11 protein-coding genes and 1 pseudogene are annotated in these 13195 nt (G+C 48.2%); 2 read left to right on the top strand and 10 right to left on the bottom strand.

The genetic code is table 11. The features are described from left to right. The first annotated feature begins 255 nt into the window (after positions 1 to 255). Positions 256 to 951, top strand: a complete 696-nt coding sequence (locus tag QZ147_RS05300) for a thiamine phosphate synthase (protein ID WP_295147838.1) — start codon at positions 256 to 258, stop codon at positions 949 to 951. A 306-nt stretch (positions 952 to 1257) separates the two neighbouring features. Here QZ147_RS05300 and QZ147_RS05295 read toward each other — a convergent pair whose 3' ends face one another. The 10 genes and pseudogenes from QZ147_RS05295 to mltG form a co-directional block, all read right to left on the bottom strand. After that, entirely contained in the window at positions 1258 to 1755 is a 498-nt protein-coding gene (locus QZ147_RS05295; RefSeq protein ID WP_295147835.1) for a flavodoxin domain-containing protein, read from the bottom strand. 111 nt (positions 1756 to 1866) lie between these two features. After that, positions 1867 to 2424 (bottom strand): 2-oxoacid:acceptor oxidoreductase family protein, encoded by a 558-nt coding sequence (locus QZ147_RS05290; protein WP_295147833.1) that lies wholly within the window; start codon positions 2422 to 2424, stop codon positions 1867 to 1869. Next, positions 2421 to 3263 (bottom strand): 2-oxoglutarate ferredoxin oxidoreductase subunit beta, encoded by an 843-nt coding sequence (locus QZ147_RS05285; protein WP_295147830.1) that lies wholly within the window; start codon positions 3261 to 3263, stop codon positions 2421 to 2423. The genes QZ147_RS05290 and QZ147_RS05285 overlap by 4 nt, the downstream gene beginning before the upstream one ends. Next, entirely contained in the window at positions 3253 to 4395 is a 1143-nt protein-coding gene (locus QZ147_RS05280; RefSeq protein ID WP_295147828.1) for a 2-oxoglutarate synthase subunit alpha, read from the bottom strand. Before QZ147_RS05280 ends, QZ147_RS05285 begins: the two co-directional genes overlap by 11 nt. 79 nt (positions 4396 to 4474) lie before the next feature. After that, positions 4475 to 4780, bottom strand: coding sequence for a 4Fe-4S binding protein (locus QZ147_RS05275; protein WP_295147825.1), 306 nt, complete (start codon positions 4778 to 4780; stop codon positions 4475 to 4477). Beyond that, positions 4767 to 5663 (bottom strand): succinate--CoA ligase subunit alpha, encoded by an 897-nt coding sequence (sucD, locus tag QZ147_RS05270; protein WP_295147822.1) that lies wholly within the window; start codon positions 5661 to 5663, stop codon positions 4767 to 4769. Before sucD ends, QZ147_RS05275 begins: the two co-directional genes overlap by 14 nt. Positions 5664 to 5746: 83 nt before the next feature. Then, positions 5747 to 6961: pseudogene (sucC, locus tag QZ147_RS05265) on the bottom strand (ADP-forming succinate--CoA ligase subunit beta); the annotation flags it as partial. Further along, complete coding sequence (locus QZ147_RS05260) at positions 6958 to 7902, bottom strand: malate dehydrogenase (RefSeq protein ID WP_295147820.1); 945 nt, start codon at positions 7900 to 7902, stop codon at positions 6958 to 6960. The pseudogene sucC and the gene QZ147_RS05260, both read right to left, overlap by 4 nt. 4 nt (positions 7903 to 7906) lie before the next feature. Then, positions 7907 to 10093, bottom strand: coding sequence for an NADP-dependent isocitrate dehydrogenase (locus QZ147_RS05255; protein ID WP_295147819.1), 2187 nt, complete (start codon positions 10091 to 10093; stop codon positions 7907 to 7909). 80 nt (positions 10094 to 10173) lie between these two features. Further along, a complete protein-coding gene (gene mltG / locus QZ147_RS05250) occupies positions 10174 to 11124 on the bottom strand; it encodes an endolytic transglycosylase MltG (protein WP_295147817.1) in 951 nt (316 codons plus the stop codon). Between mltG and QZ147_RS05245 the strand changes: the two genes are divergently transcribed. Beyond that, the coding region (locus QZ147_RS05245) for an AsmA-like C-terminal domain-containing protein (protein ID WP_295147815.1) at positions 11066 to 13195 on the top strand (2130 nt) is incomplete at its 3' end. The genes mltG and QZ147_RS05245 overlap by 59 nt on opposite strands.

Genomic DNA, 13195 nt, shown 5'->3' with positions numbered 1-13195 from the left:
GCCCTAGCCGCGATATTTTGCTTAAATTTGCGCTCGGCGCGCCGTTGGCGGCAACTTTTAAAGTTCTCGTTCTTGCGAGCGTTTTTATAAAAGCTAGTCCTACCGCGAGTATTGCGGGTTTACTTATAAATCCGTCGGATCGCGCTTGAAATCGCTTTCGTTCGTTGCCGCATATTTAAAATTCGAACGTAAAATTTTGCGATTTTTACGTCGTAAATAGGCGCGAGGCGCTAATTTAAAAACAAAAGGTAAGAAATGAAAATTTTAATTATCGCGGCGCCCGAAATTTGCGCTCATGATTTTTTGGGCCGAATAGAACGTCTTTGCGAGGCGGGAGCCGATGAAATTTTGCTTCGCGCAAAAAAACTTGACGAGGCTAAATTTTACGATCTAGCGGTAAAAGTTCGCGACATTTGCTCTGAATTTAAGCGCGAATTTATCGTAAATCATTTTTTTGGCGCGGCGGTTAAATTGGGCGCTTCGTTTTGGCTTACCTCTGCGCAGCTTGCGGGCTTAGCAAAAGAGCTAGGATGCGGCGAAAATTTAGAATACGAGCAGGCTAAAATTTCGAGTGACGCGTCTAAGGGCCGAAATTTTAGCCTAGCCGAGCTTTTAAATTTTAAAAAACTAAATCCGAATGCTAAAATTTACGCGCCCGCGCACGATTTAGCTCAGGCGCGAATTTCAAGTAAGATCGCCGATATTTTGGTGGCTTCGCATATCTTTAAGACCGGTTGCAAGGCGGGCGAGGCGCCAAAAGGCGAACGGCTGATCTCGTCGTTAAAATACGTAAATTTTAACGGGAGAAATCCTAAAATTTACGCGCTGGGCGGTATAAACGAGCAAAATTTCCCTCTTGCGGTAAATGCGGGAGCGGACGGGATTTGCCTAATGAGCTCGGCGATGGAATGCGAAAACGAGCGGAAATTTTTAGTAAATTTCATAAAATAATACATAAGATTTCGCGTATTTTATAAAATAAATGCGACGATTTGATTTATTAGGACGCTTTAATGCGTAAATGTTGCGTTTTATTTTAGCTATTTTTAAAGCGGCGCCGAATAATTTTCGCTTGCGTTTTTGCGTTTAAATTTGAGAGAAAATTCGCTTTTTAAGCAATAAATACGCGGTGCGCATATTTTACAAGCAAGATTAACGCAGTCGCGCTCGGGTAAAATTTAAGCACTTTAAATCTAAATTTCGGCGTACCACTAAAATTTAGGCGCCGAAATCTAAACCGCTAGGCCACCGATTTAATTATCTAAAAATGTAAATTTCGGGATTTAGCAGACTCACCCACTTATCGATTCGCGCTTCGTAATTCGCATCGCCCTTGGTATCTAGCGCTAAACCGATGAATTTGCCGCCGATGAAAGCTTGCGAGTATTTAAAATCGTATCCATCTTTCTCGCTTTCGCCGACTAGCCGCGCGTCTTTTACGCAAGGAAGGAAGTCTACGATACCGCCGACGAAGCTGTCCGGGTGGCGTTCTTGATTGCCTACGCCTACGAGCGCGACTAATTTCCCGCTTAAATTCGCCGATTTTAGCGCGCCCAGCTTTGCCTTCCAGTCGCCGTGAAGCTCGGCGAAATCGTAGCTGGGGCTAGCCAAAATCAAAACGTCGTATTTCTCGAAGTCTTCGCCGTTTGCCTCTTTAACCGCGATTAGCTCGCCTCCTATTTTACTCGCCAAATACTCGCACGCTTTTTTCGTGTCGCCTTTGCCGCTAGCGTAGAAAATACCTATTTTAGCCATTTTCGCTCCTTTTAAAATTTTGGAGGATTTTACTCTTATTAAGCTAAATTTTACAAATCAAAATAATATTAGCGCTAAAATTTTAGACCGCAAAAAGCAAAGCGCGCTAGATTATTTAGCGTTTAACGCGGCTTTTGCGTATTTTAATCCTAGCTCGTAGGCTTTTTCGTTTGCTTCGCGCACCTTGGCGGGTACGTGAGAGAGCATGCTGGCGCGCACGACGGCTTCGTCTAGGCATTCGCTCATAGCTACGGCTACGCCCAGCGCCACTACGCTTTGAGTGATGACGTTGCCGACTTCGTCTTTGGCGACTGAAATGATCGGAATTTCAAAAATTTGCCAGCGCTTGCGATCTTCTTCGCTCGCTTGTACGAGATTTGGCTCGATCACTACCTTGCCGCCCTCTTTCACGCCGCTTTTAAACGCGTCGTAGCTTTTTTGCGCGGTGGCTAGCATAAAATCTATCTCGCCTTCGTTTGCGTAAGGATATAAAATTTCCCGCTCGTCTAGGATAATATCGACCTTGGTCGGCCCCCCTCGCACTTGCGACGTGTAGGTCGAGGCCTTGACGCCGTATCCGCCCGCTTCTATTTTTGCGGCGGCTAAAATTTCGCCCGCTAAGATGACGCCCTGCCCGCCTACGCCCACGAAACGCAATTGTTTTTTCATTTTAGCTCTCCGAAATCGATCTTTTCGCCGTTTTTCGCCGCGGCGATTACGCGCGCGTAGGCTTTGGTGTATTCCGTGCGCTCGCTTTGGTGCAGTACTCCCGCCGGAAATAGCCCGGCTCGCTCATCCTCGCTCATGGCGTCAAATTTTGCTTTATTAGCAAGGCGGGATTTGATCCATTCTAAATTTTGCGTCGCCTCGCCCATTTTATTTTTACGGCCCAGATTTACGTGGCAGTTTGAAAATACGTCGAAAAAACTATATCCGTCGTGCTTAAAGCCCTCTACGAAAAGTTTGGTTAGCCGTTCGGGATTTATCACGCTCTCGCGCGCTACGAAGCTCGCTCCCGCCGCGATAGCCAGCTCGCAAGCATCAAAGCTGGGATCTACGTTTCCGTATTGCGCCGTCACCGTCCAAAATCCGCGCGGCGTAGTCGGGCTGGTTTGCGAGTTGGTGAGCGCATAGATAAAGTTGTTGATTAAGATATGATTTAGCCCGATATTTCGGCGACAGCCGTGGATAGTGTGGTTGCCGCCTATGGCTAGTCCGTCGCCGTCGCCCGTGATTACGATTACGTGCTTGCTCGGGTTTGCCAGCTTTATACCCGTAGCGTAAGCGATAGCGCGGCCGTGCGTGGTGTGGACGGTGTTGCAATTAACGTAACTCGAAAATCGCCCGCTGCACCCGATACCAGATACCACGCAAACGTCGTTCATATCCCAGCCCAGCTCGTCTACGGCGCGTATTACGCTTTTTAGTATTACGCCGTCGCCGCAGCCCCAGCACCACAGCGTGGGCATCTTGTCGGTTCGCAGATATTTATCGTAGTTAAATGCCATAGTTTTCTCCGAAATTTTCTTTTACCGCGGCCTCTATCTCGCTAGGACTGATCGGTCTGCCGTTTGCTTTAAATAGCGTAGCCAAGTCCGCTTTTAGAGTGATTTTTCGAATTTCTCCCGCGTATTGACCCAAATTTAGCTCGCAGATTAAAATTTTGCTAAATTTCGCCGCGATTTCGCGCAGCTTTTGCGCGGGCGCGGGAAATAGCGAAACGGGCTTAAACAGCCCTATTTTTACGCCTTTTTCGCGCAAATTTAACACCGCCTGCTTTGCGGCTAGCGCGACGCTGCCGTAGGCGATAATACAAATTTCGGCGTCTTGCGTCATAAAATTTTCGTAAATTTCTATCTCGTCCGTATGCGCGTCGATTTTATTAAAAAGCCTCGCGATGTTTTTAGCCACTATCTCGCCGTCCTCGGTCGGAAAGCCGGTTTCGCCGTGGTGAAGCCCTGTTACGTGGTAGCGGTAGCCGGTAAAAAACGGATTTAGCGTCGCGGGTTCGTCGGATGCTGCTTTATATGGCTTATATTCGCTAGGCTCGCCCGTAAATTTCGCGCGGCGAGCGATTTTAAGCTCCGAAATTTCAGGTAAACTTACCTTTGCTTGCATATGTCCGATCGTTTCGTCTAAAAGCAGCATTACGGGCGTCATAAACCGCGCGGCGAGATTAAACGCGTGTACTGTCGTTTCGTAGCATTCGCGTAGGCTGCTAGGGGCTAGCACGATCATATTTACGTCGCCGTGAGTGGGGTTTTTAGCTTGCAAGATATCGCCCTGCGCCACGCGAGTAGGAAGCCCCGTGCTAGGGCCGCCGCGCATTACGTTTACTATAACGAGCGGCACTTCGGCGATAAAGCCTAGCCCGATCTGCTCGGCTTTTAACGATATGCCGGGACCGGAGCTTGCCGTCATAGCCTTAGCCCCGCTCATCGCCGCGCCCAGAGCTACGCTAATGCCCGCTATCTCGTCTTCCATTTGGATAAACGTCCCGCCAGCGCGCGGCAGCAGTACGCTTAGCTCGTGAGCGATCTCGCTGCTAGGCGTGATCGGATAACCGCCGAAAAAGTTACATCCGCACTCGACCGCCGCTCTTGCGACCAGTTCGTTTCCGGTAGCTATCAGCTCTCTCATAGCGCGTCCTTTCGCGTCGCGACGCGGCTAAAATTTTCGCGCTTTAAAGAAAAAAATTTACAGGTAAAATTTTGCATTTTTAAGCCTTTAATTTTTGAAATTTATTCGCTTTTACCGCCGCCGCGCGTTCTTTGCTTTCGGCGGTTAATTTGGCGAATTTAAAGCCCTTATCCGCTACGTAAATCGCAAAGTCCGGGCAATGCAGCTCGCAGTCGCGACACCCGATACAGGCGTGCGGATATACGACTTCTATCATTTTGCCTAGCACCGCATGCGGCTCCACGCGCATAGCCAGCACGCCCGCGGGGCAGTAGCTCACGCAGACGTCACAGGCCTTACAGCGGCTCTCGTCTACCCAGACGGGCGCATTTTCAATTACTAACATAAAATTTTCCTTCTTCGTAAATTTCGCGTAATTTTTCGCCGATTTTAGCGGGATTTCTTACGATATGAGCGCCGCAGCCCGCTAAATTTTCATACTTCGCTTCCGCGCTTGCGTTTGAAGAATTTATTATCGCTCCGGCGTGCCCCATTTTACGGCCTTTGGGGGCGCTAGCCCCTGCTATGAAGGCTACGACGGGCTTATTTAAATCCTTAATGCGCGCCGCAGCCTTACTTTCTAGCTCGCCGCCTATTTCGCCGATCATCACGACCGCGCTCGTGTCCTCGTCTTTTGCGAATTCTTCTAAAAGCTCGTCGTAGGCTAGCCCTATCACCGCGTCGCCGCCGATGCCTACCGCCGTGCTTACGCCAAAGCCCGCTTTTTGGATTTGATTGGCCGCTTCGTAGGTTAGAGTGCCCGATTTCGAGACGATGCCTACGTTTATTTCGCCTTTTTTAAAGACGTTTGCGGGCATGATGCCTATTTTGCACTCATCGGCGCTTATGATGCCCGGGCAATTAGGCCCTACTATCTTCATACCACGCTTTGTAGCGTAGGATTTCGCCGCTAGCATATCAAGTATAGGGACGTGCTCGGTGATTACTACGCAAAGCTTTACGCCCGCGTCCGCGGCTTCGATTATCGCGCGAGCGCAAAACGCCGCCGGCACGAAAATAACGCTAACTTCCGCGCCCGTGCTTTGCCTAGCCTCTTTTACGCTATTAAATACGGGAACGCCAAGATGCGTTTGACCGCCTTTAAACGGCGTAACGCCCGCTACGATTTTGGTGCCGTATTCTAGGCAGCTTTGTGTATGAAAGCCACCTTCTTTGCCCGTAATGCCCTGCACGATTACGCGAGTGTTTTTATCTATTAAAATGCTCATTTTTCGCCTTTAAAAGCGTTCTGAAAGGGCGCGCCGCCCGAATTTTCGCCGTCGCTTAAAATTTCACCTAAATTCGCCTTGGCTAGCGATACGGCGAGCTTCGCGCCGTCTAGTAAATTTTCGCTCGTATGCAGCCCTTTTAGTCCCGAATTTCGCAAAATTTCGCGCGCCGCCTCCGCGTTCGTGCCGTCTAGCCTGATGACTACGGGGACGCGTAAATTTAGGCTCTCGCATGCTTGCAAGATACCTTGCGCGATGCGGTCGCAGCGGACGATGCCGCCGAAAATATTTACGAAAATTACCCGCACGCGCTCGTCTTTTAAAATTAGCCCGAACGCCCGCGCTACGCCTTCGCTGGTCGCGCCGCCGCCCACGTCTAGGAAGTTCGCCGCCTTGCCGCCTAGCTCTTTAATAATATCCATCGTAGCCATCGCAAGCCCCGCGCCGTTTACGACGCAGCCGACGTTGCCGTCAAGTTTTACGTAATTTAGCCTTTGCGATTTTGCTACGTTCTCGCTCGCGTCGCTTTGAGCGGGGTCTGCGAGCGCCGCGATCTCTGGGCGGCGAAAGAGCGCGCTATCGTCAAAGCTAATCTTTGCGTCCATCGCGTAAAATTCGCCTTCGTCCGTTTGCACGAGCGGATTGATTTCTATTAAATTCGCGTCTTTTTCTACGTAAATTTTATAAATTTTGCCGAGCAAATCGTAAAATTTTAAAAACCGCTCTTTATCGAGTTCTAAAAATTTAACGAGCTCTTGCGCGTGAAAGTCGCAAAGCCCGATTTGCGGATCGATACTTACGTTTTTAATAAACTCAGGATGCTCGCTAGCTATTTGTTCGACGCTCGTTCCGCCTTGTTTTGAGACGATTAAAGCTAGGCGCTCGGCGTTTCTGTCAAAAGCCAGGCTTAGATAAATTTCGCGGTTAAATTTTAGCGCCTCTTCGACGTAAATTTTATCTACGGGAAGTCCGCTAGGAGGCGTTTGGGGCGTGATTAGCCGCGATCGCAGCAGCTCTTTTGCCGTCTGCAAGGCCCGCTCTTTGCCCTTTACCAGTTTTACTCCGCCCGCAAGGGCTCTACCGCCCGCGTGAATTTGCGCTTTTACGGCGAAAATTTCGCCATTTAAAGGCAAACTCGCGCCTAAATTTTCGCCGTTAAAATCTTCGCCCGTCGCGCCTTTGTTTAAAAGTCCCAGGGCAAACGCCGCTTGCTCCAAATTTTCGCAGACTGCGCCGTTAGCTACGTTTATACCATAGTCTTTAAAAATTCGCTTAGCCTGGTATTCGTGTATATTCATCGCAAATTTTCTTTTAAAAATTTGATATTTTTTGAAATTTCGGCCTCGCTTTGCGCTAAATTTTCCGCCTCTTTCGCGTCTAAATTAGGCTTTAATATCTCGCTCACGCCGCGCGAGTTTAGTCTTATTTCGCGCCCGCAGGCTAGCTCGTCGCCTAATATTACGCTAGCGCATAAGGTTTTCACGCTCAAATTTTCGCCGCCAGCGCGCGCGTTTGCCGCGTCCGCCTCGTAATTTCGCGCCAATTTGATCGCCTCGCAAATTTTTACTACGCCCGCAGCAGGCGCGTAATACGCCGAAGTGCCGAGCAGTTTTACGATTTTAGCGCCGCCGTTAGCCGTTTCTTGCTTTAAAATTTCAAACTCGTCCGCGCTAAATTCCGCGCTTACGTTTTGCCGCGCTACGATCATTTTATCATTGTGCGCGCCGATTACCTTCGCGCTAATCTCGCTAGCTTTAAGCCCGCTAATCGCCGCGGCTTCAAAACGGCATCTGGCGCTATCTAGCTCGCCCGCCATTCCGATTACGCGAGCTTTGTCAAAACCGCTAGCCTCCCGAGCGACCCAGACCATCGCGTCAAGCGGATTGGTAACCACGATAATCACGGCATCAGGCGCAAATTTTGCTATATTTTGCGCGCTAGAACGCACGACGACCGCGTTTTTTAGCAATAAATCCTCGCGCGTTTGGCCCTCTTTACGCGGGCTGCCGGCCGTTATTATTACGACGTCCGCCCCTTTTAAAAGCGCGAAATCGTCGCCCCCCGTAGCGCTAGACTCGCCAGTAAATACGCATGCCGCTTGCGATACGTCTATCGCTTTTGCGCGCGCTACGTCCGCAAAAATGTCCACAAGAGCGATTTGATCGCACGTTCCGCGCATCGCTAGCGCGTAAGCTATACTCGCGCCGACGTTTCCGGCGCCTATTATTCCTATTTTCATCGTTTCAACCTATTATTTTATTTAGTGTAGGGCTCGGGCGCATAGCGCGCGTAGCCGCCTCGTCGTTTAAAGAAAAGTATCCGCCTAGCGCCGCCGCCTCGCCTTGTCTCGCGTTTAGCTCGCTTAAAATTCGCTCCTCGTTTCGCTCTAATTCGCGCGCTATTTGCTCGAATTTAGCGCCTGGGCTTTCGTTTTCGCTTTTAGAGCCACCAAGCGCTCTAGCCCAGTAAAGTGCTAGATAATAATGACTCGTTCTAGCGTCGGGTTCGCCTATTTTAGGGCTAGGCGAGCGCTTGTGCGTTAGATATTCGCCGATGGCTTCATCAAGCGCGGAGGCTAAAATTTTCGCGTTTTTATCGTTATTTTTAAGCGCAAATTTTTCTAGAGACGCGCCCAGCGCCAAATACTCGCCCAGACTATCCCAGCTAAGGTGATTTTTTTCTATAAATTCCCTAGCCAGCATCGGCGCGGTCCCGCCCGCGCCCGTCTCGTAAAGCCCGCCCCCGTTTAATAGCGGCACGATAGAGAGCATTTTCGCACTGCTCGCTAGCTCTAAAATCGGGAACAAATCGGTCAAATAATCGCGCAAAACGTTGCCGGTAACGCTAATTACGTTTTTGCCTTCGCGGATTAAATTTAGCGTTTTTTCGCAGGCGCTTGCGTAATCTAATATTTCAAATTCCGCGCCCGCCGCGATAAATTCGCCCTCGCGAGCTTTAAATTTAGCTAAAATTTCTCTATCGTGCGCGCGGTTTTCGTCAAGCCAAAAAATTAGCGGTTCGCTCGTAATTTTCGCTCTTTCAAGTGCCAAATCTAGCCAGCTTCGCACGGCGTCTTCCTTAGTCTGCGTCATCCTAAAAATATCGCCCTTTTGCGCGCGGAATTTAAAAATTTCCTCTTTTTTGGCGTTAAAGACCTTAAATTCCCCGTCCTCGCCGGCGATAAAAGTTTTATCGTGGCTGCCGTACTCTTCGGCTTTTTTAGCCATTAATCCGACGTTAGCTACGCTGCCCGCGCTCGCTGCGTCGATTGCGCCGCGCTCTTTTAAATTTTTAATCGCCGCTTCGTAAAGCGTCGCGTAGGTGCGATCGGGAATGATCGCTAGCGTCTCTTTAAATCGTCCGTCTTTATCTTTCATACGCCCTGAATTTCTTAAAAGAGCGGGCATAGAAGCGTCGATGATGACGTCGTTTGGGATGTGAAAATTGCTAATTCCGCGCTCGCTGTCTACCATTGCGATTTGCGCTTTGCGGGCTAAAATTTCGCCAAATTTCGCTAAAATTTCGTCTCGAACGGGCTTAGTTAGCGTAGAAATTTTTTCAAACATATCTTTTAGCCCATTTTTGGCCTTCGCGCCGCAAGAATCCAGCGCCTCACCGTAATCGCTAAAAATTTCCGCAAAATAAACTTCAAGCGCGCGAGCGAAAATTTCTGGGTCGCTTACCTTCATCATCGTGGCTTTTAAATGCAGGCTAATTAGCAAATCCTCGCGCCGAGCCGCTTCAAAAGCCTCCGCGTAAAATTCCCGCAATTTGCCCGCGCTTAAAATAGTCGCGTCGATTATCTCACCTTTTTGGACGTTAATTTCTTTTAGTCTCGCGCAGCCGCTTTTTGAGCAAAATTTTACGCTAAAAACGTCGTCCGCGTCCGCCGTAACGCTGCGTTCGTTCTCGTAAAAATCGCCCCCGTCCATATGCGCGACGCGGGTTTTTACGTCTTTGCTCCATTTGCCGTTATCGTGCGGGTTCGCGCGGGCGTATGCCTTTACCGCGGGCGCTACGCGGCGATCGGAGTTGCCTTCGCGAAGCACAGGGTTTACCGCGCTTCCGAGCACGCTAGCGTATTTTTCGGCTATTTTTTTCTGCTCGTCGCTTGCGGGCGTTTGCGTAAATTCGGGCAGATCGTAACCTTTCGCGCGAAGCTCTGCGATAGCGGCGGTTAGCTGCGGGATCGTAGCGGAGATATTTGGAAGTTTTATTATGTTGGCAAAGGGGCTTTGCGTAAGCTCGCCCAGAGCCTTTAAATCGTCGTTAACTAGGTTAAATTTCGCCAGAATTCGCCCCGCTAGCGAAATGTCGGCTATTTTTAGATCGATGCCCGCGCTTCCTAAGAATAAACGCAAAATCGGCAGCAGCGAGTAGCTAGCAAGAAGCGGAGCTTCGTCGGTTTTCGTCCAGATTATTTCCCTCATTTAAGCCTCCGAAATTTTGGATAAAATTTAGCCAAAGTTTGATTAAGAATAGTTGTAAAATCGCGAATTTTAGCCAAATTTTACCTTTGCGCCGCTACGTTTTGATTATGCTCGGCTAAGGTTTTGGCGAATTTATGTTTACCCGTTTTCCTGTCCAGCACGAAATATAAAAACTCCGTATTCGCAGGATTTATCGCGGCTTTTATCGCGGCTATGCTGACGGCGCAAACGGGAGTCGGAGGCAAGCCGTCGTTAAGGTAAGTGTTAAACTCGCTCATATCGGTGCGGATGCGCTCCGCGGTTACCGCCTCGTGCGAATAAACGCCGTAATTTAGCGTTCCGTCCATTTGCAAGCGCATGCCTTTATTTAGGCGGTTGTAGATGACGGAAGCGACCGTTGGCATTTCAGCTTCGTTTGCGGCTTCTTTTTGGATAACCGAAGCGATAGTTAAAATTTTAAACCATCTTTTTTCGTCGAACTCACCGTAAATTTTGCGCGCTAGCTCCTCGTGGGCTTTTTTGGAGGAATTTACCAGATAATAAGCCAGATGACGCTCGCTGATGCCTAGCGGAATTTTATAGGTATTAGGCGTTAAAAAGCCGTCTGGAAGCGGCGCAAGCGCTTCGTATTGCTCGTTTAAAATTTTAGCGTCTAAATTTAGCTCGGAAGCTATTTGATTTAAAAACACTATGCGCGTTTCGCCTGGAATTAGCGTAATTTGCGTCATTGCGGCTTTCGCCGTAGTAAGGCGCTTTAAAAAATCGATCCTGGCAAGCTCGCCGCCTTGCATATCTATCCATCCCGATTGCGGGCGACCGATGAGATAAATGGCGTAGCGATCGACGGGGCCGACGTTAAAGTTGCGATTAGCTAAATAAGATATAATTTCGCCCACGCCGCCTTTTGGGATAAAAACGACCTTGCTAGTGGCGATGGGACGAGCTAAATATACGAAAACGCTTAGGGAAAAAATGACTAAAATATCGAAAAAAATAGCTAGATACGGATTTTTTATAAAATTTTTTATCATCTTGATACTTTCGTTTCTTATACTTTTAAAATACGGAATAAAAATCGACGCGCTAGATCTGGGCGGCGTGAATTTGCAGCGATTATACATAAAACTAGATAAAAAACTAATTGTAAGGGCGCAAAAAATTAAGCTGCCTAGACCCTCCGCCGCGTCTAACGAGAAAAATTCGGGCGAGTATCTGCTAGGTCTTAGCAAAAAAGCGCTTTGGATAGATAGGCTTTTTAGCGAGATAGAGCTTAAAAGCGTACAGCTCGGAGATAGCGAGTATAAAATTTTATTTAAAGACAACGTCTTTTTCGTAGATAGCCCAAATTTCGCCGTCGATTTGGAATTTGCGAGTCAAACTAGCGAAAATACGGACGAGATTATTATAAAAGGCTTAGAATTTAAAGATTTTAACGTAAGTATTAAAGGTGCGGGAAGCGCGAATTTTAAAGCGCAAAAATACGCTTTTAAGGGGGAAATTTCAAGTTACGAGCTAACGGGCGGCGTCGAAGTAGAAATGCTAAAAGAGCGAGTAATTTATAAAGCCAAAAACGTTCGCGCGGGTTCGCTTAAAAATTTCATGGACGCGCTGGCGAGAAAAACGGGACTTGATAGCGAGATAAAAAATTGGATTTACGGCTATATAATCGCGCAAGATTACGAGATTAGCGAGCTTAACGGTAAAGTAGACCTCGCAAAAAGCGAATTTTTTTTAAACGATCTAAACGCGAGCGGATCGGCTAAAAATTTAAATGTAAAATTTCATCCTAAATTACCCGCGGCGGACGTAGAATCCGCAAACATCGAATTAAAAGAGGGAAATTTAAGCTTTGAGCTAGTAAAGCCTAGCTATAAAGGTAAGACGCTTGAAGGATCGAATTTGACGATCTACGAAATGTTCGGCGAGAGGGCGGGACTTACGCTAAATTTAAAGAGCAAAACCAACTACGACGGCGCGATTAACGACATTTTAAAAGCCTACGATATCGTAGTGCCCGTAACGCAAACGAGCGGCAAAACGGACGGCGCGCTGCGGCTTGATATAGATTTTAGCTCCGGCGAAGTTCTAGCAAACGGCAAATTTTTAACCGGCGAGCCTAGGCTTAACATTAGCGGCGCGAAATTTAGCGCGAAAAGCGCGGAGGTGGATTTAATAAATTCAGACCTTTTAAAAATCGACGCGCGCGGCTTCGGGATGGATTTTTTTAACGCCGATTTAAAGGGCGCGATAGATATAAATAAAAGCGCGGGGGAATTTACGGGCGCGCTTAAAAATTTAGACCTAAGCGCGGGGGCGGCTAAAATTTTAGAGATTAAAGACGAGCCCGTTAGCGCAAAGCTTGATTTTAGCGGCGCTCAAACGAAGATCGACGTTCAAAATTTAGGCGTTTTCTTAACGCTGGGAGCGCAAAACGAAATTTACGCGCCCGCCGCGAACGAACTGCTGAAATTTTCGCCGCTTTTAAAGCAAATCGGCGTTAATCAAATAAGCTTTATCAGCGTAAAAACGAGCGATTTTAAAGACTTTGAGATAGAAGCGGCGGGAGGAAAATTTAGCCTACCGTTCGTTAAAAAAGACGGCTCGCCTTACGAAAGCGACGATTTTAAAATTTTAGTAAAAGGCGGCGACGTAAGCGGGCAGACGGCGAGCAAGGCGCTAAATTTCGACGTAAAAAACGGCGCGGTAAATATTTATACTAGCGGGCTTGATTTAATTAGCGAGACTAACTCCACGAGTAAAAACGAGCAAAATTTCGCGCTAAATTTATACGCCAATGACGCGAAGCTAATCTTGTCCGATCTAAACCGCACGCTGCCTTTCGAGCGTTTTGAAGTCGCTAAAAACGGCGACGCGCTGGCGCTTAACGGTTTTCCTAAGCAGGGTCGCTTGGGACTTGCGATTAAGCCGCTAAAAGAGGGTAAAAGCTTGGAGTTAGACGCGACGGACGTTACGGGCGAGTTTGTTAACTCTATTTTTAATATACAAAGCTTTGAAGGCGGGCATTTCAGACTAAAACTTCTAGGAAAAACGAGCGATTTTAAGGGCGAGGCTAGATTTTACGGCGCGTATTTGAAAGACTAC

The sequence above is a fragment of the uncultured Campylobacter sp. genome (genome assembly GCF_905371695.1).
Classification (GTDB): domain Bacteria; phylum Campylobacterota; class Campylobacteria; order Campylobacterales; family Campylobacteraceae; genus Campylobacter_A.
This window is presented reverse-complemented; position numbering and strand designations above follow the sequence as displayed.

What these genes read in the sequence shown, in the direction of transcription:
- QZ147_RS05300 (WP_295147838.1), top strand. Translation starts at nt 256, where the DNA reads ATGAAAATTTTAATTATCGCGGCGCCCGAAATTTGCGCTCATGATTTT.
- QZ147_RS05295 (WP_295147835.1), bottom strand. Translation starts at nt 1,755, where the DNA reads ATGGCTAAAATAGGTATTTTCTACGCTAGCGGCAAAGGCGACACGAAA.
- QZ147_RS05290 (WP_295147833.1), bottom strand. Translation starts at nt 2,424, where the DNA reads ATGAAAAAACAATTGCGTTTCGTGGGCGTAGGCGGGCAGGGCGTCATC.
- QZ147_RS05285 (WP_295147830.1), bottom strand. Translation starts at nt 3,263, where the DNA reads ATGGCATTTAACTACGATAAATATCTGCGAACCGACAAGATGCCCACG.
- QZ147_RS05280 (WP_295147828.1), bottom strand. Translation starts at nt 4,395, where the DNA reads ATGAGAGAGCTGATAGCTACCGGAAACGAACTGGTCGCAAGAGCGGCG.
- QZ147_RS05275 (WP_295147825.1), bottom strand. Translation starts at nt 4,780, where the DNA reads ATGTTAGTAATTGAAAATGCGCCCGTCTGGGTAGACGAGAGCCGCTGT.
- sucD (WP_295147822.1), bottom strand. Translation starts at nt 5,663, where the DNA reads ATGAGCATTTTAATAGATAAAAACACTCGCGTAATCGTGCAGGGCATT.
- QZ147_RS05260 (WP_295147820.1), bottom strand. Translation starts at nt 7,902, where the DNA reads ATGAAAATAGGAATAATAGGCGCCGGAAACGTCGGCGCGAGTATAGCT.
- QZ147_RS05255 (WP_295147819.1), bottom strand. Translation starts at nt 10,093, where the DNA reads ATGAGGGAAATAATCTGGACGAAAACCGACGAAGCTCCGCTTCTTGCT.
- mltG (WP_295147817.1), bottom strand. Translation starts at nt 11,124, where the DNA reads ATGATAAAAAATTTTATAAAAAATCCGTATCTAGCTATTTTTTTCGAT.